A 26,336-nucleotide genomic window follows, 5' to 3' on the forward strand; every position below is an offset into this window, starting at 1 on the left:
GTTGTCTTCGGAGGGTGAAAAGATCAGGTAAAAGTACGCTCGGAAGGTCGCCTTAAGCGATATAAAACGCGTCAACTGGGGATAGCGATGACCGGACCCGGGCGGGTCGAAAGCAAAAAAAGGCCGCCCATTGGCGGCCGATGTGCGAAGGGATTAGCAATAGTAGATGCTGTTGAGATAGTTCTTGAGAGCCTCGCAGTTACGACGTTCCTGCTCGGTATGCGGAACAAAAATCTGCAGATCCATCCCAAACACCTCCTGACAATGTCAGTTACCCATGAATTCCGTTCCAGCTTAACGCCTCTTAACGCACTCGACGTTGACACCCTGACCCAACTGTTTGACATTTGGTAACACCCAACGACAAAAAAGAGACTCATGCCGACCCACCAAGCCCGATCCGACGTGACCCCGCAGGAGCCGCAGGTGACGGCCTCCACCGCCCTGGGCCTGGTGCATTACCTGGACACCCGGGACCTCCTTGAAGAGAACACCGTTACGTCCCTGCTCGGTCTGCCGCTCGCGGAACTGACGAACCCGGATCTGCGTCTGCCCGCCTGTCATCACTACCGTCTTTGGCAACATGCGGAACAGGTCACCGGAGACGCAGCCATCGGCCTGCATGCCGGCGAGGTGGTGGATCCCGACCGGATGGGCCTGGTCGGCCACGTCTTCTTCAACTGCGATACCCTGGGTGATGCCGTCATGCAGTACGTGCGACTGCATCGGCTGATCAACGAATCCGTACATCTCAAGCTGGAACAGACCGCCGATCTGGCAGTGCTGACCTGGGAGGCCGACCAGCCCGAGTTCTACTGCCGCCAGGACATGGATCGCACCCTGGCCGCCGTGGTGAGCCGGGCGCGTCACTTTATACATCCACAGCTGGACATTGCCTGGGTCCGGGTTGCCCATCCCGAACCGGCCTACGCGGACGAATACCGCCGCATCCTGGATTGCCCGATCCGCTTTGGCGAGTCGGCCATGGCGCTGGCCTTCAGCGCCCACTACCTGGACCGCCCGATTCCCCATCGCAATCCCTATGTGCATTCGGCCATGCTCAAGCAGGTCAACAGCCTGCTGGCCAGACTGCAGACCCGGCGCCGCTTCAGCCGCAAGGTGCGGCGACTGATATCCCGGCAGATGGCCAGCGAGCGCATCGATGCCGACTCCCTCGCCCAGCAACTGCACATGAGCCGCCAGACGCTCTACCGGCGCCTGAAAAAAGAGGGCATGAGCTTCCAGGAACTGGTCGAGCACGTGCGCAAGGACAAGGCCCTGCGTTACGTGGCCTCGGACCGCTACGCTCTGGGCGAGATCGCTTTTCTGTTAGGCTTCTCGGAACTGAGCGCTTTCAGCCGCGCCTTCAAACGCTGGACCGGCGAATCGCCCGCGCAGTATCGCGCCCGCCACCAATAAGGAGTTCTCCGGCGCATGTGGGATCCCACACTGCTCACGCTGTTACTGCTGGTCGTTTACGGCCTGGCGCTGTTTTGCGTCCTGCGTATCCTGCTCCACTACCGCACGGCCCAGGGCGCCATTGCCTGGATCATTGCCCTGCTGGCGTTTCCGTACCTGACCCTGCCGCTGTTCTTCCTGTTCGGGCGCAATCGCTTTGCAGGCTACATCAAAGCCAGACGTTCCGGTGACGAAGCCCTGAACCAACTGCTCAGCGTATTCAGTGAAGAGGATCAACTCACACGGATTCCCGACAGCGCCGACCCCAGTCCCGAGCTGCGGGTACTGACACGCCTCGTGGGCCAGCCGTTCACCCGTGGCAACCACTGTACCTTGCTCAAAGACGGCAAGGAAACCTTCGAGGCGCTGTTCGATGCCATGGAGAATGCCCGGCACTACATCCTGCTGGAGTTCTACATCGTCCGCTCGGACAAGGTCGGCCAGCGCATCAAGTCGATCCTCAAGCGCAAGCTGGACGAGGGCGTGAAGGTCTACTTCACCTACGACGACATCGGCAGCGTGTGGCTGCCCCGCAACTACCTGAAGGAGCTGACTCAGGCCGGCGCCCGGGTGGCCGCCTTTGGCGACGGCAACGTCCGCCGACGACGCTTCCAGATCAACTTCCGCAACCACCGCAAGCTGCTGGTGTGCGACGGTACCGTGGGCTTTGTTGGCGGCATCAACCTGGGGGACGAATACCTGGGCACCCTCACCGACCATCTGGCCTGGCGCGACACCCACTGCCGCATCGAAGGTCCCGCGGTGATGGGGCTGCAGCTGGCGTTCGTGGAAGACTGGTACTGGGCCGCCAACAACCTGCCCCGGCTCAACTGGTCGCTCCAGCCTTGCCCAGGCAGTGACCAGGAGGTGCTGGTGGTTCCCACGAGTCCGGCGGACCGATTTGATACGGGCACCCTGTTCTTCCTCAACTGCATCAACAACGCCCGCCAACGCATCTGGATCACCTCACCCTACTTCGTGCCGGACCTGCAGGTAGTCAACGCGCTGCAGCTGGCCGCCCTGCGCGGGGTGGACGTGCGTATCCTGATTCCGGAAAACCCCGATCACAAACTGGTGCGCCTGGCGGCCTATTCCTACCTGGTGCAATCCTCCAAGGCGGGCATCGGCATCTATCGCTACCAGCCCGGATTTATGCACCAGAAGGTGGTGCTGGTGGACGATCGATACGCGGCGGTGGGCACGGCCAATCTGGACAACCGATCCATGCGGCTGAACTTCGAGATCGGCGCGGTGGTCACGGACCGCGACTTCGTAGCGGACGTGCGTCAGATGCTGGAAGCCGACCTGCGCCAGTGCCGCCCGATGACGCCGGAGGACTACAGCCAACGCTCCATGGCGTTTCGTCTGGCTTGCCGGGCCGCACGACTGCTGGCGCCGGTTCTCTGAGATGTTGAAGCAAGGTTTCCTGAGCGCTTGCAGTTCTCAGGCAATGTGAGAGCATAGCGCCAAGCGCGTTGTGCCGTTACGGTGGCGCAAACGCCTGGTGCCCATGTTGGCGGGCGTCATTCCGACCGGTCGCCGCGAATTACCCGGAAGTCCTTCATGAAGCCATTCAAACCCCGTGAAACCCTGACCGAGCAGGTTGCCCAGCACATCGAGAACATGATCGCCTTTGGCCAGCTGCGATCCGGCGAGCGCATCTACGAAAGTGCCATGGCCAAGCAACTGGACGTCAGCCACGGGTCGGTCCGGGAGGGCCTCCTGCTGCTGGAGAAACGCCACCTGGTGCGCAACGTGCCGCGCCGGGGTGCGTTCGTCACAGAGCTGGATGCGTACTTCGTGCGCAGTCTGTATGAAGTGCTGGAGCTTTACCTGTGCCACACAGGGCGTAAACTGGCCCGCCAATGGCAACCCGAGGACATGGAGAAACTCGAGTCCCTCTATGCGCGCATGGACGAATGCTTTCAACGCAGTGACCTGCTGGGCTTCCTCGATCTGGGTATCGAGTACACCCAGGCATCGCTGGCCTACGCCGACAACTACTTCATCCTGGAGGCGATCAAGGATCTCTGGCCGTCGGCCAAGCGTTGCGCCTTCCTGGCTTTCCAGCACGCCAACCAGCAGGTGCTGCTCGATAACCTCGCTCACATGCGAGAATCCATCGATGCCATCAAGCAGCGGGATGAAGCGCGGCTTGAGCGTATCCTCCAGGATTATGCCGCACGCCAGTGCGAGGAAGTCATCTCCTACATCGAAAATACGCAGCCGCGGGATGATGTGGCCCGCTAATCACCGCCGCGCCAACCCCGGACTGCTGATCCTCCTGCTGCTGACCCTGGCCGGCTGCTCCAGCACCCCATCGCCGGAGCCGTCGCCACCGGCCCGGCCCGTCACCCCAACGCCGCCCCCGCAAGAATCCAGCGGACAGCCGGAAGCGTCGTCGCCATCGACGCCATCCGACCAGACCCAGCAGAAATCCGCCCCGACACCCGCGCTGTGCGCCTGGAGTAAAACCCGGGGCGTCGCGTCGCTGCTGGCTCGGGAGGAGGACATCGGCACCTGGCAGTTCTTTCCCGGCGACGATATCGTCCACCACAAGGTGCCGGACAAGGCGGACCAGGGCAGTGAGTACCGCGCCATCCTGGAACGGCCACTGAACGGTCCCTGCGACCAGGAACGCCTGATTCTGGTGGCGCCGGTTATAGTCCGATAAACAGGCTTTCCAGCGAATAGCCGACGGTCAGGAAGCCGGCCCAGTGGTCGTCATCCGCCCAGGCGGTGGAGATCTGGACCGGCCCCAGGAAGGTGTTGACCCCGGCAAACACCCCGTAGGAGTGGATCACGTCCGACCATTGGGCATCGCCGATGTCCTGCCAGCCGTTACCACCCTCGTAGCTGACGCCGGCAAAGAAGGGCACGATGGGACCGCCAAAGCGACGGTAGGTGTACAGGCTCAGCAGGGCCGCGTCCTGGCCGGTCACTTCGCCGCGGGCGTACGCCGACAGCCGGTGGAAGCCGCCGAGGGACACGTAGTTCTCCACCCCCGCCTCGCCTTTGGTGACGGCGCTGGCAAACAGTTGGCCGACGACGACCTGATCGCCCCACTCGCCGGCTTTGGCCGCCAGCATGGTGGTGCGGTCGAAATTACGGTCGGCCCCGATACCGGGACGCTCGAAGCGGCCATTCAGGCCGAAGAAGCCGCCGTTACTGGGCAGGAACGGGTCGTTGAGGGTGTCGAAGGTCAGCTGCAGGGTCCAGGCGCCCTGATTGACGCGGTCACTGAAGTCGTTGGTTTCCCCAAGCTCATCCTCTACCGAGGCCACACCACGACGATAGCCGGCCCGAACCTCGCCCTCGGCCCCCAGCTCCATGCCCATGCTGAGATCGAAAGAGCTCTCCTCCAGCTCGATTTTGCCGACGCGATCCCCGCTGTCGTCAAACACCGAGTAGCTGTCACGCTTGTACTGGCCGCCGACCAGCGCGAATCGGCGGTAGCCGTAGTCCAGCGGCTGGAACCATTCCGTTCGCACGTAGGGCTCGGTGCCCAATTGCACGCCGGTTTTCCACTCCGCGCCCAGGGAGTTCAGCTCGGTCATCTGGTAGGAACCGGCTACGTTGAATCGGGTCTCGTCCTGGAAATTGTCTTCATAGGACAGGCCAAAGCGCAGGTAATTCGGCCCCCAGCTTTTCTCCTGCACATCAATGACCAGAACGGCCCCTTCACCCGGATTGTCGCCCGGCTCCAAGGAATAGCTGACCGTCTCGTAATAACCCAGGCCATAGATGCGCCGCAGGTCATCCTCCAACTGATCCACATCCAGCGGCTGACCCGGCTCCTGACGGATCCGCGAGCGCAGGAATTCACGGGACAGCCGGGAATCGTCGTCGATGCGAATGCGGGCGATGCGTTCCGGCGTGAATCGCGCGGTTTGACGGCGTTTTTCGTAGGCGGCCCAGGTTGGCGCATCGACACTCAGGTGGTTCAGGCTGACGGCCTTGTTGCGGGTGGCGGTAGCGCCGATCTCGATGATCTGTGTGGCGTCGTAGAAGTCTGCCGATGTCATGCCTTCCAGATCGGGACGAATCAGCACGTCGCCGTCACCCATCCGGTCCAACTGGTCGTCCACGTTGCGACGGGTCATCAGGGTGGTGAGCTGGCCCACCACCGAAAAGGCGCCGGTCAGCTTTTCCGTATCCTGCAGGGCGTCGCTGATGTCCACGGCGATCACCACGTCCGCCCCCATGGACTGGGCCACGCTGATGGGCAGGTTGTTGGCAATGCCGCCATCGACCAGCAGTTTGCCGTCGATCTCGGTGGGTGCGTAGACGCCGGGAATGCTCATGCTGGCGCGGATGGACTGGGCCAGGGAGCCGTGACTGAGCACCACTTCCTTGCCGGTGCCCAGATCCGTGGCCACAGCACGGAAACGCAGGGGCAGGTCATCGAAATCCCGCACCAGGGCTGCCTTACGGGTCAGTTCGTTGAGGATGAAACCGAGGTTTTGTCCGGCCACCAGCCCGCGCCCGACGGTAAACCCCCGACTGCTCAGGCCGATGCCCGGATCGACCGGGTAGCGCCAGTCGTCGAATTTGCGTCGCACCGGCTTGTAGGCTCGCCCCGGACTGTCCTGAAAGCTGGAGACCCAATCCATCTCGATGAAGCGGTCTTCGATCTCATCCACGTCCATGCCCAGGGCGTACAGGGCCGCCACCGCAGAACCGGCGCTGGTGCCGACGACGATATCGACGGGCACATGCATTTCCTCCAGTGCCCTCAGCACGCCTACGTGGGCCATTCCCTTGGCGCCACCACCGCTGAGAACCAGAGCCACGACCGGCCGCTCCTCACCAGGCGCGTCGTCCGACAGCGCCTGGGCGCCTACGGAAAAGGCGCAGGCAGACAACAGCAAGGCAGTGATGATTCTCGACACGCGGGGAGCTCCCTACCCGGGCTTGAACAGTGGATCCGATCGGTGGCGTCCTGACCGGCAAACGTCTCATCCGGGACGCTGCCGGTTCAGATGCGGCGGGTATTATTGGCGATCCTTCTCGTCATCGGCCAGTGACAAATGGGAAATGTCGGGCACGACCGGCGGTATCTCCTCCCGTTGCTCCACCAGGGTGGAACCGGCCGGGGCGATCGTCCAGTCGTCCAGGTGCTCGAACATCGGCGCTTCCACTTCGCGGGTTTCGCTCAGACGATCGTGGGCCGGTGCGACCTGCAGGCTGGAATGGGCCAGGATGCTGTCCACTTTCTCGCCGGCCACATTGGGGCGGTCGCCGGGTTCCACCTTGACGCCGCCGCCCGTGTCATCGGCCGTCGCCGTCGGCGTGGGCGGCGGTTCGGAGGGTGCTGGAGTGGGCTTGGCGGGCGCCGGGGCCGGCCTGGATGACGCCTCTGGCGTCGGCCGGGCAGACCGGGGTGCTGGCTCAGGCGCTTCGCCTGCCGCACTCATCGGCTCCGCATAGGCCACCATGCCATGCTTGTGCAGGACCGCCACGTATTTCTCGGCCTGCTCCTGATCCAGCTTGTTGCGAATCACCACCCGCTTGCCGCTGAACATACGCTCGACCTGTTCCACCGAGGCCTTGAACAGGGCCCGGGCGTTGGCGCGAGCCGACTGCTGATCCGTACCGGGTGTACACTCGCCCTGGAATACCAACTGATACATGACTGCTCCTCCACTGAAATACATCGCCGCGGAAACGCCCCGCCCCGTGGTTTTCTACCATCCTAGCGCATCCGGCAGAACCGCCAAAGCTGCACCGACCTGCGGGCGAAAAGTCGTTCCCCTGCCTTCCGGATTCACGTAGCATTTGCCTCATTTTGGGGCATTGAGCCGTATCTTGCCGGGGAGTACCGCATGCTTCTGCTACTGATCAAAGTTGTCGTCACGCTGGTCACCGTCCTGGCGCTGGCCTGGCTCGCCGAGCGGGTGAGTACCCGGGTGGCCGGCGTTCTGGCCGGCTTCCCGCTGGGGACCGGCGTCGCACTGTTCTTCCTCGGGTTTGAGCAGGGGCCGGCCTACGCGGCGGACGCGGCACGAGGCACCCTGCTCGGCTTTATCGGTGCCCAGGCCCTGGCGCTTGCCTTCGCCGCCAGCGCCAGTCAGCACCGACTGAACACTTTGGCACTGTCGCTGCTGGCGTTCCTGGCGGTCGCCCTGCCACTGTCGCTGCTGGATCTGCCCCTGTGGGCGGCCCTGCCGATCAGCGTTCTCTCGACCATCGTCGCCCACCGGCTCATGCGCCACCTGGCGGACACCGCGATCACGCTGCGCCGGCCACCGGGCTGGGGCGTGCATATCCTGCGCGGCATCATATCCGGGTTGATTGTCGTGGGCGTGACATCGGCGGCGTACTGGGGCAGCACCACGCTGAGTGGCGTTCTTGCGGCCTTCCCCATTACCTTCTTCCCGCTGCTGGCGATTGTCTTCTGGCAGCATGGCCCTGCCCCGGCGCAGACGCTGGTCAAACACTACCCGGCGGGTATGGGCTCGCTGATTACCCACACCGTGGCTGTGGCGCTGCTGTACCCGCATCTGGGGATTGTCGTCGGCACACTGTGCGCCCTGGCGCTGGCCACCGTCTGGTCGGCCGGCTGGCTGGCGTGGCAAAAACGCCAGTCCTGACGGGCTCTGACGTGACGTTGCCATTGCAAACAATTGAAAAAATAGCGCGCCAGGACTAAGCAAACCCGCATCGGTTTGCCATAATGCACCGTAACATCGCTTAACATTCCGTTACATTGCAGACAGGGATCAGTGATGGCCACGCGCACCAACACCCACATGACGGCTCTTTCGAGGCTGCTGGCAGGAACAGGATTTCTGGCGGCCATGGCCCTGAGCGCCTCTGCACGTGCCGAAAACATCGACCTCCTGTTGAGCAGCCTGTTCCAGACCGACGGCCCCACGTACATCGGCGCCACCAGCGTCAACCGGGACGACATTCCCGACAGCGCCAACTACGCCAAGAAATACCTGATCGTTGACTTCCGCTTCCAGCAGCAACCGCCGGACAGCAGCCTGCAGGCGAGCATCCACACCATCTGCATGGCCATGATCCGCGACCATGACCTGATGCAGCGCCTGACACACCAGGGTTACGACATGGTGTCCGTGGCGTTCGACCGCCGGTCCCAATACGACTGCCTCTGATCCGCCCACCCGGGCCTAGGACGTCTGCGGGTCATCCGCCAGTAAATCCGGGAACGCCTCAAGCCGATCGTGGACGCTGTCCAGATCGAACGCGTCGACGTCGGCCAACAGGTCACGGCCGTATTCCACAATGTCCAGCGCGCCGTAGCGTTTGCCCCACTCGATGACCTGTTGGGCAAAGGAGGCCAACTGCTCCGGATCGCCACTGCCGCGCATGCCTTCCCAGTCGGAGGCGAACTGCGCCTGCAGGTCCCGGGACAGCCGACGACGCTGGTAGGGGTTGGTGACCGGGCGCAACACCACTTCTTCCCGATCGGCGCCGGCCTCCGCGTCGCCATCGACCGCCTCAAAGTCATGATCCAGGAAGCGGGCCAGCTCCTGCATCAACACGTAACGACTCACCGGCTTCTGCAGGAAACCGTCGAACCCGGCATCCTCGATGCGGCTGGCATCGCCGGGCATGACGGACGCGGTCAGGGCAATCACCGGAATGTGGGCCAGTGCCTCGTCTTCGTGCATGGTGCGGCGGCAGGTGAAGCCGTCCATCACCGGCATGCGGATATCCATCAGTACGGCGCCGGGCTGGCATTCCCGGGCCACACTCAGGGCCTGGCCACCATCTTCGGCCTCGATCACCTTGAGGCCGGCCGGCTCCAGCATGTCGCGCACCAGTTGCCGGTTGATGCGGTTGTCGTCGACCACCAGGACCACGTCGTCCCTGAAGACAAAGCCGGGATTGTCCTCGGATTGCGACTCCGGACCGGTGGTCGACGTCTCCACATCGTGCAGCACCACGCGGAAGCAGGAGCCTTCGTCCGGAACGCTGTGGACGCTCAATTCACCGCCCATCATGCGCACCAGCTTGCGACTGATCGCCAGACCCAGACCGGTGCCACCGTATTGGCGGTTGCTCTGGCCTTCCTGCTGTTCAAAGGCGTCGAATATCCGGGCCTGCTGGTCGTCGGGAATGCCGATACCGGTATCGCGTACTTCAATGACCAACTGGCAGTCTTCGCCGGCATCGTCGCTGTGGCAGCGTTCGGTGTGGGCGGTCAGGGTGATTTCGCCCTCGTGGGTGAACTTGATGGCGTTGCCCACCAGGTTGAACAACACCTGGCGCAGACGGGTCTCGTCCAGCACCATCGCCCGGGGCATGTCCTCCGACAGGGAGACAGTCAGCGTGAGGCCGCGGGCCTTGGCGCGCATTTCAAAGATCCGGCGCACGTCTTCCAGTAGCCGCTTCAGGTCCAGCGCGCCAAACTCCAGGCGCATCTTGCCCGCCTCGATGCGGGACAGGTCGAGGATGTCGTTGATCAGGGTCAGCAGACTGCGACTGCCGGCCTTGATGGACTCGATATAGCCCCGCTGACGGGTGTCGGTCACGCTACCTTCCAGCAATTCGCTGTAGCCCATGACCGCGTTCATCGGCGTGCGGATTTCATGGGACATGTTGGCCAGGAACTCACTCTTGGCCCGGTTGGCCGACTCCGCTTCCCGAGCCAGCTTCTCCGCCTCCAGCTTGGCGGCCCGCAGCTCATCCTCGCTGCGGCGCAGGGCGTCCTCGGAGCGGATCCGCTCGTCCACTTCCCGCGACAGTTTGCGGTTCCAGTACAGGAAGATCAGCACCACCACCACGGCAATGAGGACCACCCGGCGCACCACGGTGTAATCGATGTCCTGCTCGATATCCAGGTGGATCCAGCGGTTGTAGATCTTGTCGTATTCGTCCTTCTCGATGGCGCCCAGGCCCTTGTTGAGGATGCGCAGCAGTTCCGGCTCATCGCGTCTCACTGCCAGGCGCAGTTCGTACTGGTAGGGCGTAATGCTGGTGATGCGCAGGTTGGACAGGCCCAGGTGCGCGACGGTGTAACTGACCCCGGGTATGTGGGTGATCATCACATCCAGATCGCCGTTGGACAGGGCCAACAGCCCTTCTTCCAGGTTATCCACCGGATACAGGTTGAGCTCGGGATGGTTGATCAGCAGGTATTCATGGCTGGCCTGCTGGCGTACCACGCCCACTCGCTCGTCACGCAGTTCCCGCAGGTCGCCGATAAACCGGCCGTCGTCCCGGATGACCATGGCGATGGGCAGGCTCAGGTAGGCCCGGGTAAACAGGAACAGTTTCTCACGACGGGGCGTACGCGGCAGGGCCGGCAGGATGTCGATGTCACCGTTCTGCAGCATGCTCTCCGCCTTCGACCAGTCGTCGATCTGGCGGGTGGCGAAGCGGGTATCGAGGCTGTCGCCCAGCTTGCCAACCAGGTCCGGTACCAGGCCCGTGGCGCGGTCGTCCTCGGTAAACTCGAACGGCGGCCAGTCCTTGCGGAAGGCGACCCGCAGGTCCGGGTGCCGTTTGAGCCACGCCTGCTCGTCCGGGGTGATGGTCACTTCATTCTGATTGTCCACACCGGGCAACTCGAAGGACATCCACTTGCCCTGGATTGCCCGGCTCTCACTGCCGGTAATCGCTTCCACGCCGGCGTTCAGCACCCGCTGCAGCCGGGCGTTGTCGCCGGCAACAGCGAAGGCTACTTCGGCCGGCTGGCTGTTGAGAACGGTGACCAGGGAAATCTGGTCGATCAGGCCGGCGCGCAGATAGTCGGATATCACCGGCATGGGGGCAAAGAACGCGTCGGCGCGTCCATTGATGATGCTGTTCACCGCCTCACTGACCGACCGCACCGGAATCGGCCGGAACGACTGGATCGAATCCAGCAGCGTGTACTGGTGGCTGTCGCCGGCGATCAGCGCGACCCGCTTGCGCTCCAGATCGGACAGTCGCTGGACGGACGCGTCCTGGGCATTGGCAAACAGACCGTAGTTGAGGGTCATGACGCTTTCCGTGAAGCGCAGATCGGGCGCGCTGACTGCCGGCTGCACGGTGGTTACCAGGGCGTCCAGCTCACCGTTGCGCAAACGGGACTCCAACGTCATGGCCGCGCCCGGTACCAACTCGACCTTCACGCCCAGCTTGCTACCCACCAACCGGGCAAAGGCGGGATAGGTGCCCACCATGTCGCCATCGGTCGCCAGGTAGGCCAGCGGCTTGCGCTGACCGGCAATACCGATGCGCAACGTGTCCTGTTTTCCCAGCCAGGCCAGATCCTCGGCCCCGAGTACCGGTTGCGGCGAATCCATAAGCGGGTCGGCCTGGGCAAACGCCCCCAGCAACTGGCACAGTACAATCAGGAGAGCGGGCGCCAGGGTGCGCATCACTTGGATATCCTCGGGTGTTTGACTAGATTTAAACGGGAAGCCTGAACGTGGGCACGACGGCCACCGACGCAGAGGACTTTAGCATCATGGACACGAGTCAGCACACTCTGGAGACGCTGTTCGAGCAACTTGGCCTGCCGGCCGATCCGGGCAGTATCGAGGCTTTTATTGCCAAGCACGCTCCGCTCCCCCGGGAAACGGCTCTGGCCGATGCGCCATTCTGGAACTCCGCGCAATCGTCCTTCCTGCATGAAGGCATCGACGACGATTCCGACTGGGCGGAGGTCATCGACGAGCTGGACGCCCTCCTGCGCCACTGAACGGCGGGCAGATGCCGCGCCGGTTCAGGCCCGGGTGACCTGATTGCGCCCGGCATCCTTCGCCCGATAGAGCGCCTTGTCGGCCATATCGAACAATTCCTCGGGGGTTTCGGCCTGCTCGAAGGCCACCAGGCCGGCCGAAATGGTAATGCCGACCGGCTCGTCCTGGAAGTGGAAGGGCAGATCGGCAATGTGCTCGCGCAGGTCGTCAATCACCGTGTACGCTTTGTCCACCGGGGTTTCCGGCAACAGCAGGACAAACTCCTCCCCGCCGTACCGCGCCACGAAATCCGTTGTGCGGACACGATCGCACAGGACCTTGGCGACCAGCTGAATCACACGATCGCCGGCCTTGTGGCCAAATGAATCGTTAACGGTCTTGAAATGGTCGATGTCGAGAATCGCCAGCGACGCCGGATGCCGATAACGCTGCCAGCGCTCGAACTCGAACTGCAGCCGTTGCTGCCAGGCTTCCCGATTGGGTAGCTGGGTGAGCATGTCGGTCAGGGCCCGGGAGCGTTCCGCGCGCAACTGCTCCTGAACCTGCTCCGAATACGCTTCCATACCGGCCAGTTTTTCCTGCATGGCGGCCAGCTCATTCTCGAGAGCTTTCTCCCGGCGGCACTCGTCTTCGCGGTAAGCCTGGAACGATGACGACAGGGACTGGATGTTGCGGCTCACCGAGGCTTTGAGGTCGTCCAGACTGGTGGACGTCTCTACCGCCTGCCCCATATCCTCCAGCCGGCTGCTCACCGCCTGGTTCAGGCGATCAGACGCGTCGCGCTGATCCTGCCGCGCCTCCGCCTGCGCCTGGCAGTTGGCCTTGAGTGCAGCGAGGCGATCATCCAGGCGCCGCAGGAAGGCTTCGAATTCATTGCGGCTGCGGCTTACTGCCGCAATGACCAGATCAACGATCTCGTTGAGAGCATCCCGCAGCTCCGGCCACTCCATGCTCTGGTCGAGAAGCTGCTTGAGGTGCTGCGCACGGGCGTGAGCCGACGGTTCCAGGGCGACCTGCCGTAATACGTGCTCCAACAGTTCGCCCACCCGGCGGGCAATGTTCACCCGTGGATCGTCAGCGGGATCTTCACTGAGTGAGACCAGTGCGTTTTCGATAGGCCTCCCCGCCGGGCCCGGCATCGCGTCATGACGCTGGCGCGAGAAAAAGCGCCGCCAACCCCGATCCTCAGGCTGATCCAGCGTCTCGCGGTGGGATTCCAACAGGGTCGCCAGCTCCGTCAGCCAGGAGGCCATGCTTTCACTGTCCGGGCCCAGGTCGGCAATGCGTTTTTCCAGGGATCGAAACTGCTTGCGGACGGCACTCTCCGTCTGCTCCACCTGATCGAGAATGCGTTCAAGCGCCTGGTGCAGGTCCCGCTCGGAACGCGATCGCTTCTCGTCAAGCCGCTCCAGGGCCTGATCGAGCCGCGTCTGGACCTGACGCAGGATGCCCAGATCACAGGTCTCCCGGCGCAAGACATCCCGCAACTCGCCCAGCAGCTTGTCGATGGCGACGTCCTGCCCCGAGGCGAACAGACTGGTGCGCACCAGCAGGCGCTGTAGCGTGTATCGTTCTTCTTGCCAGTCCTTTTGGCCGGCCTCTTTTATGCTCATGATGACAGCCTTGCGATCGCGGCAGGTAACGAGTGCCGTTATTTGGGACGCTTGCCGCGGGCATCCCATACCCGAGTCCAGCTCGCGCGCCCTCAGGGGATCTCGGTTCAGCTCCGTGGGCCGGAGCGTATCAACGCCCCCTTAAAAAGTATTCATGTCCATATAGGGTAGACGTCCCTCACCCCGGCATCTACTCGATCAGGGATCGGATTTTATTCAGGATTCCGCCTCTTCACCACGACCGCGGCGACGCGCCCGTGGATGACTCCGGTCGTAGACCCGCGCCAGGTGCTGGTAATCCAGATGGGTGTAGACCTGGGTGGTGGCAATGTCGGCATGCCCCAGCAGCTCCTGCACCGCCCGCAGGTCGCCGCTCGACTCCAGCAGGTGGCTGGCGAACGAGTGCCGCAGCAGGTGCGGGTGCAAACGCTGATCCGCACCTTTCTGCATGCCCCAGCGGCTGAGCCGGGACTGCACGCTGCGGGCGCTGAGCCGACGGCCCTGGCGACTCAGGAACACCGCGGTCTCGCCCTCCGGGGCCAGGGCACCCCGAACATCCAGCCAGCGATCCATGGCCTGCCAGGCCTGCCGACCGACTGGCAGGATCCGGGTCTTGTTGCCCTTACCCAACACCCGCACTTCGCCGGCGCGCCGGTCCAGGCCGTCCAGATCCAGGCCGACCAGTTCCGCCAGTCGCAGGCCGGACGAGTAGATCAGTTCGAACATGGCCAGGTCGCGGATCTCCAGGGGGTCGTCTGCATCGGCATTCAACAGGTGATTCACCTGATCCACGTCCGCTACTTTGGGGAGCTTGCGACCCGCTTTCGGCGCCCGCACGTCCAGCGCCGGGTTGTCCGTGACTTCCCGTTCGCGCAGGAGAAATTCATAGAAACGACGGATGGCCGAGAGGTGACGGGCGATGCTACGGCCGCCCAGCCCTTCCCGGCTGAGTTCGGCGACGTGGCGTCTCAGACCGTGGATATCGAGACCGGACCAGCGCACCTCGCCCCAGGCGGCCAGATTGACCGCCAGACGCCGGATATCACGCTGGTAATTGTGGCAGGTGTGAACGGACTGTCGCCGCTCGGCGCGCAGATGCTCGATAAACCGTGACAGCGGCTCGTCAAGCGAATCTGGCAGGTCGTTGGTCATCGTTAGCGGGTTCCCACCACCTTGTCGGTATCGGTGATGGTTTGCTGCTGGCTGTGTCGAGCCATCAGCGGGGGCAGCAGGCGGCTCAGGGTGTCGCTGATGTAGGTCAGGAACAGCGAGCCCATGCTTTCATCAAAGTAGCCCACCTGCTGGCTGCCAATGGCGAACAGACCCAACAGGTCACCGTGGCGCAGCGGCACCAGGGCCACCGACGCAATCGGGTTGTCCCGCTGCGGGAACAGGAACGCACGCTGCTCCAGACGGAACTGGCCGCAGACCGCGCGCTGGCCTTCCAGAAGCGCTCCCAGCTGGCTTTGGGCGGCCTCTCGGGTGACCCGGATCAGGGCGCCTTCCGGCTCGGCGTCGGTGCCGGCATCGTCGAACAGGATCAGTGAGGCGGCATCCAGGCCGAAGTCGCCGCGGATGCTGTCGTCGATCACCGACGCCATCTCGATGAGCGAGCGGGCTTCGATGACCTGGGTCAGCAGGCGCTTACTTTTCTCGAACAACCGGTCGTTGTGACGGGCGATCTCGATCAGCTCCCCCAGTTCGTTGCGCAGCATGTCGCGCTGCTCACGGAACAGGTGGACCTGACGTTCCACCAGGGAGATGGCCCGACCACTGTCGTGCGGAAGCGTCAGACTGCGCAGTAACTCGTCCTGGTGAACGAAAAAATCGGGGTGGGCCTTCAGGTACGCCACGACGTCCTGCTCGGTCACTGGTGGGGCCGTTTTCGTCGCCGCCTGATCTGTCATCCCGGAAACCTCCTGTCACGACCGCCTCTTCAGGGACGGTTCTTTTTCTCGACACCCATGGGCGGGCGTCGGCGCTAGCCTTTCTTGTGCCGTTTACGCCCGGACGAGCGGCCCGAACGCCCACGACGGGGCGCATCGGTGGCCACCCGTACCTGGCCGTCATAGACCCGGGCGGTCGGCCCGTCCATCATAACAGGGGCCCCTTCGCCCTGCCATTCAAGGGACAACGGCCCGCCGCGCAACACCATGCGCACGTTTTCATCCAGCAGGCCCCGCATGCGGCCGGCGACCATGGCGGCGCAGGCACCGCTACCGCAGGCCAGGGTTTCACCGGAGCCGCGTTCGAACACCCGCAGCTTGGCGTTCTGCCGGTCGATCACCTGCAGGAATCCGATGTTGGCCTTCTTGGGGAACGCCGGGTGGGATTCCAGCAGCGGTCCCAGACGCTCTACCGGCGCGGTGTCCACGTTATCCACCAGCAGCACCGCGTGGGGGTTGCCCATGGAAACCACACTCAGTTCCAGCGTTTCGCCGTCCACGTCAAGGCGATAGGTGTCCGCCCGCTCGGCAGCCTCAAACGGCACCTTGGCCGGCTCCAGTTCCGGCACGCCCATGTTGACCAGCACCCAGCCGTCCTTGCCGGCCTTGAGCTCGATCACACCGCCGGCGGTCTGGACGCGGATGACCTTTTTGTTGGTCAGACGCTGATCGCGGACGAAGCGTGCAAAACAGCGGGCGCCGTTGCCGCACTGCTCCACTTCGGAGCCGTCGGCGTTGAAGATCCGGTAGCGGAAGTCCACGTCCGGCATGCCGGGCGGCTCCACCACCAGCAACTGGTCGAAGCCGATGCCGAAATGCCGGTCCGCCAGCTGGCTGATGACATCCGGGCGCAGGCGGAACGGCTGACTGATGGCATCCACCACCATGAAGTCGTTGCCCAGTCCATGCATCTTGGTAAACGGCAGGCTGGCGCCGCTGCTGCGGCGTCGGTTATCGCTCATCGCCCTACTCCGGCAGACAGGCTTCGAGTCGCATTTGATCCTCCAGGGTCTCGCGCTGGCGAATCACGTGCACCCGGTCGCCATCGACCATCAACTCCGGCGGCCGGTTACGGGAATTGTAGTTGGAACTCATCACGAAACCGTAGGCGCCCGCCGAACGCACCGCCAGCAGGTCGCCTGCAGCCAGGGCCAGACGACGCTCCTTGCCCAGGAAATCGCCGGTTTCGCAGACCGGACCAACCAGATCCCAGGCCTTTTCCTCGACGTCCTCGCGCGGCGTGACCGGCACAATCGCCTGCCAGGCACTGTACAGCGCCGGCCGGATCAGGTCGTTCATGGCCGCATCGATGATGGCGAAGTTGCGGTGGCCGGTACACTTAAGGAATTCGACCCGGGTCAGCAGGATGCCGGCATTGGCGGCGATCGAGCGCCCCGGTTCCAGGACGATTTCCAGCGTCCGGTCGCCCAGGCGCTTCTGGACTTCGGCCATGTACTCGCTGGGAGACGGCGGGGTTTCCTGATCGTAGGTGACGCCCAGACCGCCGCCCATATCGAGGTGGCGAATGTGGATGCCGTCTTCGGCCAGCTGGTCGATCAGCGCCAGCACCCGATCCAGGGCATCCATGAACGGCGCGACGGTGGTCAGCTGGGAACCGATGTGGCAGTCGACGCCCACCACATCCAGGTTCGACATGGCCGCAGCCTTGGCATAGATGCGGCGCGCCTCGGCGATATCGATGCCGAACTTGTTCTCTTTCAGGCCGGTGGAAATATACGGATGGGTACCGGCGTCCACGTCCGGATTCACCCGCAGCGAGACCGGGGCCTGCTTGCCCAGCTCACGGGCGACGTCGTTGAGACGGTCCAGCTCGGTTTCGGACTCGACGTTAAAGCAGCGCACGCCCACGTCCAGCGCTCGGCGCATTTCCGACGGCTGTTTGCCCACGCCGGAGAACACCACTTTATCCGGCTGGCCACCGGCCCGCAGGACCCGTTCCAGCTCGCCCACCGAGACAATATCGAAACCGGCACCCAGTCGCGCCAACACGTTCAGGACCGCCAGGTTGCTGTTGGCCTTGACCGCGTAACAGATCAGGTGATCTCGGCCGGCCAGGGATTCGTCATAGGCGCGAAAATGCCGCTCCAGCGTTGCGCGGGAATAGACGTAGGCCGGCGTGCCGAACTGTTCGGCGATCCGGGAGACAGGTACGTCCTCCGCGAAGAGGGTCCCGTCACGGTAATTGAAGTAATCCATGTCGTGTCCTGTAGAGAATGTCGGGAGACCGTTACACCGCCGGCAAGCCGGTTATTGCGCGTCCTTGTCGTCTTTCGACGGGGCCGGCGAGGCCGTCGTGTCCGCCGGTGCAGCCTGGGGATCCTGCGGCAGGTAGAGCGGGCCTTTCTGACCGCAACCGGACAAGAGCAGGATAAGGCTGGTGATGGCCAACAGACGCCTGGGCATGGTGTGATCGCTCCGCTTTAACTGATCGCGCCAGTATACCCACTGGGCTGCAGTGGTGCGAGGATCGTTGGCGCCCGGATCCCTGATGCTCAGATGCTTCCCTGCAGCCCGCGGTTCAGCTCCCGCTCCAGGGCAATCCGGTACGACAGGTACTGGCTGGTTTGCAGATCCTGCTGATAGGCCTGGGGATCCAGGTCATGGGGCAGGTTGAGATCGGTGATATACACCGGATAGGTCTCGCCGGACTGCCGACGCGACCGAACGTAATGCGCCACGGCCGGGATCAGCTGGTCGCCGTACTCCAGCACGCTGAACTCCTCGGCGCCGCAGAACAGATCGAAACGAACCGGGCTGTCGCCTTCCTGCTGCCCCACCGCCTGCAGCTCGAAGCCCTCCATCGGCAGGTCGTCGGTAACGCCCGGGCGGCGCTCGATGACCCACTGGCCGCGCCGCTGGATCAGTTCGGCGCAGGTGACATCCAACTCGCCACCGGCATCAACCAGCGTCCGGCGCAGCTGACGCCGCTCGGCAATGTTCATCAGAAAACGCAGGACGGGCGCCAGCAGGTGACGTCGGCCGGTAAAGCCCTGTTCCCAATAGCTCAGCGAGCCGTGCTCGTCGACGACCCAGACCCGGGCCCGCCGGTCGCGCACCTGGTAGAACACCTGGATGTTGTCCGGCTGACTGGCCTTACACACCAGATCCAGCGCCGGATCTTCCTCGATCGCATGGCGGTCGAGAACCACGGGCATATACATCGGCTGCGGTTTCTGCAGGTGCTCGAACAACGCCGCACGCGATTCCAGGGCGACGAAGCCAGGCTCACCATCGTGGAACTGCAGCACGAAGTAGCGCCGCTCGATTTCAATCACATAGCGCAGCGGGTGCGGGCCACGCTGGCCGGTAAAAAAGCTTTGCTGGACGTCCTGAAACAGGGTCTGCAGGCGCCGTTCAATGGAGCTGGCGTGGCCGGCATCATGACAACGTACGGTGATGACCGGCGGTTCGGCCGGCGCCACCACCCGGGCCGCCAGGATGTTCTTCAGGCACTGGATCAGCGTATCGCCCACTTCATAACGGTGAACGCTCACCTCGTGCCAGCTGTTGAGCATGACCTGATCCAGGGTTTGCACCAGGTTCTCGCGACCGCCACTGAATCCCAGCGAATCGTGGCGGCCACTCAGTTTGTGCAGCCCCTTCTCGGTCAGCGTGGCCTGCGGATCCACCGCCACGTTGACGAACAGCAGGATGCGTAACGGACGACTGTCCTCCAGCAGAGCCTCCCTTGAGGCCGCCACTTCCGGCACCGGCAGGTCAGTTTGCAGGTCCTCGATCATGCCTCGCAGGCCGCCCAGGCTCAGGTGACTGGACCCGCCGCGCAGGTTCAGTCGGGTCGTCCGGGTCAGCAGGCCGTTGCAGTGGCACCACACCAGCATCTCCACCAGACTGCCGGAACGGCGGATGACCGGCTGCCAGTAGGCATCGGCAGGATTCTCGAGATCCCGGTACAACAGCCAGCCGCCGACGCCCTCCGCATTGCCGTTCTGGGTCGACTGATGGTGGAACGACAGGTTTTCTTCCGCCAGGCTGGGGGCCAGGTTGGGATTGATCATTTCCACCTTGCCGGCCTTGCGCTGGAACGCCGCATAAAGTTTTCGCCCCAGCAGCCCCATATCCCGGGGCCGGATCGCCGCGCTGATGGCGTGGGTGCGCGCCAGACGCGACAGGAACCGATAGCTGTGGGTCAGCTCCGCGACAATCTGACGCCGCAGCACCTGCACGTCACCGGCTCGCCAGCGGTGCCGGTCGTCGAGCCGGCGCACCTGCCTGGCATCCCAACCCCAGTCGGCCACCATCTCCTGCAACAGCGCGGACTGCCAGCGGCGATCCACCCGCTCCAGCCGGGTCAGCGGTACGCCGGTTTTCAGGTACAGGCTCTGACGCACCAGCTCTAGCCGGTCCGGGGCCTGCATCCGCGTCAGCCAGTCCGCCAGCCGCTCATAGAGCATGACGTAGGGATCAAGCCGATCCGCGTCGGTGTAGCCGGCATACACCCGGGCCTTGAACGCCAGACACAGCGGGCCGGCCTCGCGATCGCGGGCATAGCATTCGATCAGCAGCAGTTTGAGCAATGACTTCCAGGGGGAATCGATGCCCTTGTACAACTGCCAGACCCCGGCGCCGAGGAACTCCGCCTCGGGGATCGCCGGCACGGGCCCGAAATCAAGATACTGGTCCGCCCGGATGAAACGGCATTCGATCAACTGATGCACGAGGGCGTCATAATCGGCCTCTTCCGACGCCGGAATCAGCCACCACAAGGGGAAGCAGCCGGCCAGGTGGATCCCGGTCCGGTAAAATTCGTCCAGTAACAGGAAGTGCTGGGCACTGCCGCAGTTCTCGCCGTTGACCTCGACCCGCTGGCGCCCTTCCCGGAACTCTCCGGCCGCAAAGACGAACACATGCAGTTCCAGGCCCAGGGAATCGGCCCAACGGGACACCGCCTCCGCCTTGGCCTCCAGGCGCCGGATACCCGCCTCACCCAGATCCGGCCGATGGCACAGCCACACGTCCAGGTCGCTGGCCACCGAATGGCCCAGCGTGCCCGGGCTGCCCATAACGTACAGCCCCTGGATGTCCGGCCGGCGCCGACCGGTGGAGCGCATGCGGAAGGTTCGGGCCAGGCGCTGTGCCGCTGCCAGTTCGTCGTCGTCCGGCTGGTAATGGGAGACGCCGTAGGGGCAGGCATGATCGAGGTAGCCGGGCAGCGAGGGATGATTCAGGTGGAAAATCAGCGGCAGCAGGTCAAGCACCACCTGCTGGCGTGTGGCCAGGGCCTCCCGGGCCCGCTGCCGGCGGACGCGGTTTACACCGAGGAATCGGTCGCAGAGCCGGCGCAGGGTCTTGCGGTCGATCCCGTCGGCAAAATCGAGCTGGATGGCATTGGCTGGTGTCACGCGCGTCAGGTATCCGGATTGTCAGGGCCGCACGTTCATTCTGTGGAACGTGTCTCAAACCGCCATTATCGATATGATGTGTGTCGGCTTTCAAACCACAATAACAAAACCCGTATCGGGTTGAACGTGACTCTTTCGAGTAACCGGACACGACCGTGAAGGAATTCCTCATCAGCCGCCATCGTCGCGACAGCGCCCCCGGCGCCGAACGACGCACGCTGGTCCGCGTCGACGACAACGGCATCATTACCTTTGCCGATGCCCAGGCCGATGCGGTGCTGGGCTATGATCCCCAGGAACTGGCCGGGCGCAAACTGGCCAGCCTGGCGGCAACGCGACAGGACGATCCGCTCGCCCCGGCTCACCATGAGCAGCTCGAGCGCGGCGATCCGATCCTTCTCACCCTGCGTCACCGAGACGGTTTTTTCTTCACCGCCCGCTTTTCCATCCGGGTGGACGTCGCCGACGTGGACCAGCCGGCCACCGCCGCCATCACGCCGCGCGGCCAGGAGCCCCTGGACCCACGACTGTTGCAGATGACCGAAGCCTCCGGCCAGCTGGGCCTCTGGCAGCTGGATACCCGCAGCAACCGCATGACCTGGTCCGACGGTCTCTACCGATTGTTCGACCTGCGCCCGGGCAGTGATATTTCGCCCGAGCACGCCCTGTTCTATTTCCAGGAACACCAGCAACGGGTGCGCGCCCTGTTCCGGCGCTGTGTGCGCTCAGGCGCCTCGTTCACCCGCGACTTGCACATATTGACCGACAAACAACGGTTACGCCCGGTACGCCTCAGCGGGCGGGCGCTCAAGACCGGCGACAAGATCACCGCCGTCGCCGGCACCCTCGTCGATCTGTCGGAACGCCTCAATCAGCGGGAAGCCCGCCGCGAAGTGGAGCAACTGCTGCAGGGCCTATTGGCCGCCAGCGACGACCTGATCCTGGCGGTCGATCCCAATCTCCACGTGCTGGCGCTCAACCAACCCATGGCCAGCCAGTTCGAGAGCACTTTTGGCCGGCGCCCCCGGATTGGCGACAACCTTTGCCAACTGCTGCAGGACTACCCCAACGAGCGACGCCTGAACCAGCGCCTGTGGGAAAAGGCGCTGGAGCGGGACCATTTCACCGTGGAGATGCCGCTGGCCCAGCAGGAACAGGAACTGCCGGTCTACGAATTTCGCTTCCAGCGACTGCGGGACGCCCAGGGGCACACGCTGGGTGCGGTCCACGTGGGGCGCGACATCAGTTACCGTCTGCGCACCCGGGACAACCTCAACTACCTGAGCCAGCACGATCCCATGACCGGGCTGCTCAACCGTCGTGAACTGCTGCGCCGCCTGCAACGGGCCATCGACCAGACCGCTGGTGACAGCCCGGGGCACGCGCTGTTGTTCCTGGACCTGGATCACGTCACCCGCTTCAACGATGCCGCCGGCGCCGGGGCCTGCGACCGGTACCTGCGCGAGTTGGCCGGTATGCTCGGCACCCGCATCCGCCATCGGGATGCGCTGGCCCGGGTCTCGGCCGACAAGTTTGCGCTAATCCTGGACCGCTGCGCCGAACCGGAAGCGCGCAAAGTGGCCCGTAATCTCTGCGATCACATCGGCGAGTTCGTCTTCGAGTGGCAGGGCCAGCCCCTGCAAACCACCGCCAGCGGCGGCCTGGTGCCGTTCGCCCGCGGCCAGGCGCCGACCCGCGCCGAAGAACTGCTGACCCTGGCGGCGGATTTGTGCCAGACCGCCAAGAATGCCGGGCGCAACCGCATCCACGTGCACCGCGACCACGGCGCCAACATGCTGGAAAGCGAGGCCCAGAAGCTGCTGGCACGGCTGCAGGCGTGCGTCCGCGAAGACCGGATCGCGCTGATGTACCAGTCACTGCGACCGGTCACCAGCGCCACCTGGGGTGAGCATGTGGAGATACTCGCCCGGCTGGAATACGGCGACGGCGACCAGGGATTCTGGCTGCCCAACGATTTCCTGCCGGTGGCGGAACGCTTCGACCTGGCCCGGGACATCGACCGCCGGGTAATCCGCAAGACCCTGTCCTGGCTACGCCAGCATGCCCTGCTGGAACCGCGTTTGAAGTTGTGCAGCTTCAACCTGTCACTGGCCAGCGTACTGGATGAGGAGTTCCCCGCCTTTATCGCCGAACAGGTGCGAACGTCCAACTTCCCGGCCGAGCGCTTCTGTTTCGAGATTCGGGAGAGCGACGCCACCGGCTACCCGGACGAGGCGTCCGTGTTCTGCGATGCGATCCATGACGTGGGATGCCGGGTGGCCCTGGACGGCGCCGGGGCGTCGGTGGAGAGTTACGCGCTGGCCGCGCGCCTGCCGGTGGACGTGATCAAGCTCGACCGCAGCCTGATGAAAGATCTGGGCGACGACCCGGTCCAGCAGGTGATGGTGGAAGCGCTGCACCGGATTGCGGAAACCGCGGGCAAGATCACCGTCGCCACCTTCATCGAGAGCGACGAAACCCTGCGCCAGGTGCGCCGGCTGGGCATTCACTTCGGGCAGGGTTTCCGCATTACGGCGCCGCGCCCGATTCAGGATCTGGCCCCGGCTGCCGTCGATCTCGGCGTAGGGCGGATCGGGACGACCTGATCCAGGCCGCCCCTCGAACACGTCGTTACCCGGCCATGGCCTGGCGCGCCCGGGCTACGGCCGCGCGCACCTGCGTCGGCGCGGTGCCGCCGAGGTGATCACGGGCCTGGACGGAGCCTTCCAGCGTCAACACGTCAAACACGTCCTCGCCGATGACATCGGAAAAGCGCGACAGCTCGTCCAGGGTCATGTCGGACAGGTCGCGTTCTTCGGCCACGCCAAACGCCACGGCCTTGCCGACGATCTCGTGCGCATCCCGGAACGCCACGCCTTTCTTGACCAGGTAATCCGCCAGATCCGTAGCCGTGGAGAAACCGCGCTTGGCCGCAATACGCATGTTCTCAGCCTTGGCTTCGATCGCCGGTACCATGTCGGCGTAGGCCTTGAGGCAGCCCTTGACCGTGTCGACCATGTCGAACAGCGGTTCCTTGTCTTCCTGATTGTCCTTGTTGTAGGCCAGCGGCTGACCTTTCATCAGGGTCAGCAGGCTGATCAGGTGGCCGTTGACCCGACCGGTTTTGCCGCGCACCAGTTCCGGCACGTCCGGATTCTTCTTCTGCGGCATGATGGACGACCCGGTGCAGAAACGGTCCGGCAGGTCGATGAAATCGAACTGGGCGGAGGTCCACAGCACCAGCTCCTCACTGAAGCGGGACAGGTGTGTCATCAACAGGGCGGCGAAACTGCCAAACTCGATGGCGAAATCCCGGTCGCTGACCGAATCCAGGGAGTTCTCGGTGGGTCGATCGAAGCCCAGCAGTTCGGCGGTGTAGGCGCGGTCGATCGGATAGGTGGTGCCGGCCAGGGCGGCCGCACCCAACGGCATGATATTGACCCGCTTGCGGCAGTCCAGCAGCCGCTCGGTGTCCCGGGCCAGCATTTCATACCAGGCCAGCAGGTGATGACCGAAAGTGACCGGCTGGGCGGTCTGCAAGTGGGTGAAGCCGGGCATGATGGTGTCGGCCTCGCGCTCGGCCAGATCCAGGAGACCCGTGCGCAGGCGCACCAGTTCCTCGCGGATCACGTCAATCTCGTCGCGCAGGTACAGGCGGATGTCGGTGGCCACCTGGTCGTTGCGACTACGACCGGTGTGGAGCTTCTTGCCGGTGATGCCGATGCGGTCCGTCAGCGCCTTCTCGACGTTCATATGCACGTCTTCCAGGCTGACCGACCAATGGAACGTGCCGGACTCGATGTCCGCCTTGACCGCCTGCAGACCTTCGATGATCTGATCGCGCTCGTCGTCCGTCAGCACCCCGACCTTGGCCAGCATGGTGGCGTGGGCAATTGAGCCAGTAATATCATGGTGATATAAGCGCTGATCAAACCCGACGGAAGCGGTAAACCGCTCGACAAAAGCATCGGTCGGCTCGCTGAAGCGGCCACCCCAGGGTTTCTCGGAAGACGTGTTCTGGTCGGTCATGGGCTATCTTTCCTGCTGACTGGATTTGCGGCGCCATCTCGCGCATCGGGCGGGATTGTACCATTCCCGGGCGCGCCTCTGTATAAAGAGGCCACCCGGGTTCGAACAAACCACATGGCCACTTGCGTCCCGCGCTCAGGCCTCAATCACAGGACACCGAATGCCACCGGCCCCACCTAAAAACCACAACGACGGCGAACTGGCCGGCAACGACTTTTTCGTCCCGGATCTGTGTCGGGTTCGCGCCGTGTTTTTGCTGGTCATGACCAGCGAACTGATCGTCCTGCTCATGTCGATCCTGCACGCCACCCACGGCTGGATCGACTGGCATTATTTCGGCCTGGTCTCGCTGTTCGTCCAGTGGACCGTGCTGACCAGCAGCGCCCTGATCTGCAGCCTGCGTCGCTGGCTGCAGCATTTTCGCACGCCGCAGGTGGTGCTGATCATTTCCGCCGTGGTCCTGCTGGACGTGGCTGCCTTTACCTTCGCCGCCGACGGCATCCTCAGCGCCGAAACCCTGCCGCTGCCCAGCCACATGCTGGGGCGCAACCTGCTGGCGGCGCTGATCATCACGCTGATGGTGCTGCGCTATTTCTATCTCCAGAATCAGTGGCAGCAGCAGAAACAGGCGGAGATGCAATCCCGGATGGCGGCGCTGCAGGCCCGGATCCACCCGCATTTTCTGTTCAACAGCATGAACACCATCGCCAGCCTCATCGCCACCCGTCCGACCCAGGCCGAGGACGCGGTACTGGATCTCTCCGAACTCTTCCGGGCCAGCCTGCGTACCCAGGACCGGCTGATCCCGTTGGGCGAAGAGCTGACCCTGTCGCGGCGCTACCTGGCCATCGAAGGCCTGCGTCTGGGAGAGCGCCTGACCGTGGACTGGGATCTGGACGACGAACTGGCCCGACAGGCCATACCGCCACTGACCCTCCAGCCGCTGGTGGAAAATGCGATCTATCACGGCATCCAGCCGCGCCCCGAAGGCGGCACGGTGCGTATCCACACCTATCGCAAGCGGCATTCGGTCTATATTGAGGTGCAGAATCCGGAACGGCCGAGCGATTCCGATCAGGCCCGTCACCGGGGCAACCAGGTGGCCCTGGCCAACATTCGCGCCCGACTGGATGCCCTGTTCGACGAGCAGGCCGTACTCAAGCACAGCGTGCACGACGGCCGCTACACGGTGACCTTGCGGTTGCCGTGGCGTACCATCAGCAACGAACCGCAACCGGGCTGAAGGAA

The 26,336-nt window shown here is 63.8% G+C and carries 20 protein-coding genes; 9 read left to right on the plus strand and 11 right to left on the minus strand.

Annotation, left to right across the window (positions count from 1 at the left end; translation table 11 throughout):
* The first annotated feature begins 378 nt into the window (after window positions 1–378).
* From JL474_RS19870 to JL474_RS19885, 4 genes are all read left to right on the plus strand, one after another.
* Entirely contained in the window at window positions 379–1,419 is a 1,041-nt protein-coding gene (locus JL474_RS19870) for an AraC family transcriptional regulator (protein ID WP_203143611.1), read from the plus strand.
* A 15-nt stretch (window positions 1,420–1,434) separates the two neighbouring features.
* A complete protein-coding gene (gene cls / locus JL474_RS19875; RefSeq protein ID WP_203143613.1) occupies window positions 1,435–2,865 on the plus strand; it encodes a cardiolipin synthase in 1,431 nt (476 codons plus the stop codon).
* A gap of 156 nt (window positions 2,866–3,021) precedes the next feature.
* Window positions 3,022–3,708 carry a GntR family transcriptional regulator gene (locus tag JL474_RS19880; RefSeq protein WP_123636424.1) on the plus strand — a complete coding sequence of 229 codons (687 nt, stop codon included), beginning with the start codon at window positions 3,022–3,024 and terminating at the stop codon, window positions 3,706–3,708.
* Window positions 3,692–4,132: a hypothetical protein gene (locus JL474_RS19885; RefSeq protein ID WP_203143615.1), complete on the plus strand. Its 441-nt coding sequence runs from the start codon at window positions 3,692–3,694 to the stop codon at window positions 4,130–4,132. Before JL474_RS19880 ends, JL474_RS19885 begins: the two co-directional genes overlap by 17 nt.
* On the opposite strand, the gene JL474_RS19890 is transcribed toward JL474_RS19885, so the two are convergent.
* Window positions 4,119–6,350, minus strand: a complete 2,232-nt coding sequence (locus tag JL474_RS19890; protein WP_223808043.1) for a patatin-like phospholipase family protein — start codon at window positions 6,348–6,350, stop codon at window positions 4,119–4,121. The genes JL474_RS19885 and JL474_RS19890 overlap by 14 nt on opposite strands.
* A 102-nt stretch (window positions 6,351–6,452) precedes the next feature.
* The gene (locus JL474_RS19895; protein ID WP_203143617.1) at window positions 6,453–7,091 is read right to left on the minus strand and encodes a hypothetical protein; all 639 of its coding nucleotides are present in this window, start codon (window positions 7,089–7,091) and stop codon (window positions 6,453–6,455) included.
* A 192-nt stretch (window positions 7,092–7,283) separates the two neighbouring features.
* Between JL474_RS19895 and JL474_RS19900 the strand changes: the two genes are divergently transcribed.
* Together JL474_RS19900 and JL474_RS19905 are read left to right on the plus strand one after the other, a co-directional pair.
* Window positions 7,284–8,051 carry a hypothetical protein gene (locus JL474_RS19900; RefSeq protein WP_123636427.1) on the plus strand — a complete coding sequence of 256 codons (768 nt, stop codon included), beginning with the start codon at window positions 7,284–7,286 and terminating at the stop codon, window positions 8,049–8,051.
* Between the two features lie 135 nt (window positions 8,052–8,186).
* Window positions 8,187–8,579 (plus strand): hypothetical protein, encoded by a 393-nt coding sequence (locus JL474_RS19905; protein ID WP_236012396.1) that lies wholly within the window; start codon window positions 8,187–8,189, stop codon window positions 8,577–8,579.
* Window positions 8,580–8,594: 15 nt separating this feature from the next.
* Here the strand turns inward: JL474_RS19905 and JL474_RS19910 are convergent, their stop codons facing one another.
* Window positions 8,595–11,795, minus strand: a complete 3,201-nt coding sequence (locus tag JL474_RS19910) for a transporter substrate-binding domain-containing protein (RefSeq protein WP_203143765.1) — start codon at window positions 11,793–11,795, stop codon at window positions 8,595–8,597.
* Between the two features lie 89 nt (window positions 11,796–11,884).
* Here JL474_RS19910 and JL474_RS19915 point away from each other — a divergent pair, with 89 nt between their 5' ends.
* Entirely contained in the window at window positions 11,885–12,118 is a 234-nt protein-coding gene (locus tag JL474_RS19915) for a DUF2789 domain-containing protein (RefSeq protein WP_123636428.1), read from the plus strand.
* A 24-nt stretch (window positions 12,119–12,142) separates the two neighbouring features.
* Here the strand turns inward: JL474_RS19915 and JL474_RS19920 are convergent, their stop codons facing one another.
* The 7 genes from JL474_RS19920 to JL474_RS19950 form a co-directional block, all read right to left on the minus strand.
* Window positions 12,143–13,732 (minus strand): sensor domain-containing diguanylate cyclase, encoded by a 1,590-nt coding sequence (locus JL474_RS19920; RefSeq protein ID WP_203143624.1) that lies wholly within the window; start codon window positions 13,730–13,732, stop codon window positions 12,143–12,145.
* Window positions 13,733–13,948: 216 nt separating this feature from the next.
* Entirely contained in the window at window positions 13,949–14,884 is a 936-nt protein-coding gene (gene xerC, locus JL474_RS19925; protein ID WP_203143627.1) for a tyrosine recombinase XerC, read from the minus strand.
* Window positions 14,885–14,886: 2 nt separating this feature from the next.
* Window positions 14,887–15,639, minus strand: a complete 753-nt coding sequence (locus JL474_RS19930) for a DUF484 family protein (RefSeq protein ID WP_123636430.1) — start codon at window positions 15,637–15,639, stop codon at window positions 14,887–14,889.
* Between the two features lie 74 nt (window positions 15,640–15,713).
* The gene (gene dapF / locus JL474_RS19935; protein ID WP_203143629.1) at window positions 15,714–16,640 is read right to left on the minus strand and encodes a diaminopimelate epimerase; all 927 of its coding nucleotides are present in this window, start codon (window positions 16,638–16,640) and stop codon (window positions 15,714–15,716) included.
* A 4-nt stretch (window positions 16,641–16,644) separates the two neighbouring features.
* Complete coding sequence (gene lysA / locus JL474_RS19940; RefSeq protein ID WP_123636432.1) at window positions 16,645–17,895, minus strand: diaminopimelate decarboxylase; 1,251 nt, start codon at window positions 17,893–17,895, stop codon at window positions 16,645–16,647.
* A 51-nt stretch (window positions 17,896–17,946) separates the two neighbouring features.
* On the minus strand, window positions 17,947–18,102 hold the full coding sequence (gene lptM, locus JL474_RS19945) for an LPS translocon maturation chaperone LptM (protein WP_123636433.1): 156 nt from the start codon (window positions 18,100–18,102) through the stop codon (window positions 17,947–17,949).
* 89 nt (window positions 18,103–18,191) lie between these two features.
* Window positions 18,192–21,059, minus strand: a complete 2,868-nt coding sequence (locus JL474_RS19950) for a class I adenylate cyclase (protein ID WP_203143631.1) — start codon at window positions 21,057–21,059, stop codon at window positions 18,192–18,194.
* Between the two features lie 155 nt (window positions 21,060–21,214).
* Here JL474_RS19950 and JL474_RS19955 point away from each other — a divergent pair, with 155 nt between their 5' ends.
* On the plus strand, window positions 21,215–23,665 hold the full coding sequence (locus tag JL474_RS19955) for an EAL domain-containing protein (protein WP_203143633.1): 2,451 nt from the start codon (window positions 21,215–21,217) through the stop codon (window positions 23,663–23,665).
* A gap of 25 nt (window positions 23,666–23,690) precedes the next feature.
* Here JL474_RS19955 and argH read toward each other — a convergent pair whose 3' ends face one another.
* Window positions 23,691–25,088, minus strand: a complete 1,398-nt coding sequence (argH, locus tag JL474_RS19960; RefSeq protein WP_203143635.1) for an argininosuccinate lyase — start codon at window positions 25,086–25,088, stop codon at window positions 23,691–23,693.
* Between the two features lie 160 nt (window positions 25,089–25,248).
* Here argH and JL474_RS19965 point away from each other — a divergent pair, with 160 nt between their 5' ends.
* Complete coding sequence (locus JL474_RS19965) at window positions 25,249–26,331, plus strand: sensor histidine kinase (RefSeq protein WP_203143637.1); 1,083 nt, start codon at window positions 25,249–25,251, stop codon at window positions 26,329–26,331.
* The last annotated feature ends 5 nt before the right edge of the window (window positions 26,332–26,336 follow it).

The organism is Marinobacter mangrovi (assembly GCF_016798325.1).
Taxonomy (GTDB): domain Bacteria; phylum Pseudomonadota; class Gammaproteobacteria; order Pseudomonadales; family Oleiphilaceae; genus Marinobacter_A; species Marinobacter_A mangrovi.

What these genes read in the sequence shown, in the direction of transcription:
- argH (WP_203143635.1), bottom strand. Translation starts at nt 25,088, where the DNA reads ATGACCGACCAGAACACGTCTTCCGAGAAACCCTGGGGTGGCCGCTTC.
- JL474_RS19910 (WP_203143765.1), bottom strand. Translation starts at nt 11,795, where the DNA reads ATGCGCACCCTGGCGCCCGCTCTCCTGATTGTACTGTGCCAGTTGCTG.
- JL474_RS19900 (WP_123636427.1), top strand. Translation starts at nt 7,284, where the DNA reads ATGCTTCTGCTACTGATCAAAGTTGTCGTCACGCTGGTCACCGTCCTG.
- lptM (WP_123636433.1), bottom strand. Translation starts at nt 18,102, where the DNA reads ATGCCCAGGCGTCTGTTGGCCATCACCAGCCTTATCCTGCTCTTGTCC.
- xerC (WP_203143627.1), bottom strand. Translation starts at nt 14,884, where the DNA reads ATGACCAACGACCTGCCAGATTCGCTTGACGAGCCGCTGTCACGGTTT.
- JL474_RS19965 (WP_203143637.1), top strand. Translation starts at nt 25,249, where the DNA reads ATGCCACCGGCCCCACCTAAAAACCACAACGACGGCGAACTGGCCGGC.
- dapF (WP_203143629.1), bottom strand. Translation starts at nt 16,640, where the DNA reads ATGAGCGATAACCGACGCCGCAGCAGCGGCGCCAGCCTGCCGTTTACC.
- JL474_RS19885 (WP_203143615.1), top strand. Translation starts at nt 3,692, where the DNA reads ATGATGTGGCCCGCTAATCACCGCCGCGCCAACCCCGGACTGCTGATC.
- lysA (WP_123636432.1), bottom strand. Translation starts at nt 17,895, where the DNA reads ATGGATTACTTCAATTACCGTGACGGGACCCTCTTCGCGGAGGACGTA.
- JL474_RS19915 (WP_123636428.1), top strand. Translation starts at nt 11,885, where the DNA reads ATGGACACGAGTCAGCACACTCTGGAGACGCTGTTCGAGCAACTTGGC.
- JL474_RS19905 (WP_236012396.1), top strand. Translation starts at nt 8,187, where the DNA reads ATGGCCACGCGCACCAACACCCACATGACGGCTCTTTCGAGGCTGCTG.
- JL474_RS19870 (WP_203143611.1), top strand. Translation starts at nt 379, where the DNA reads ATGCCGACCCACCAAGCCCGATCCGACGTGACCCCGCAGGAGCCGCAG.
- JL474_RS19895 (WP_203143617.1), bottom strand. Translation starts at nt 7,091, where the DNA reads ATGTATCAGTTGGTATTCCAGGGCGAGTGTACACCCGGTACGGATCAG.
- JL474_RS19880 (WP_123636424.1), top strand. Translation starts at nt 3,022, where the DNA reads ATGAAGCCATTCAAACCCCGTGAAACCCTGACCGAGCAGGTTGCCCAG.
- cls (WP_203143613.1), top strand. Translation starts at nt 1,435, where the DNA reads ATGTGGGATCCCACACTGCTCACGCTGTTACTGCTGGTCGTTTACGGC.
- JL474_RS19920 (WP_203143624.1), bottom strand. Translation starts at nt 13,732, where the DNA reads ATGAGCATAAAAGAGGCCGGCCAAAAGGACTGGCAAGAAGAACGATAC.
- JL474_RS19930 (WP_123636430.1), bottom strand. Translation starts at nt 15,639, where the DNA reads ATGACAGATCAGGCGGCGACGAAAACGGCCCCACCAGTGACCGAGCAG.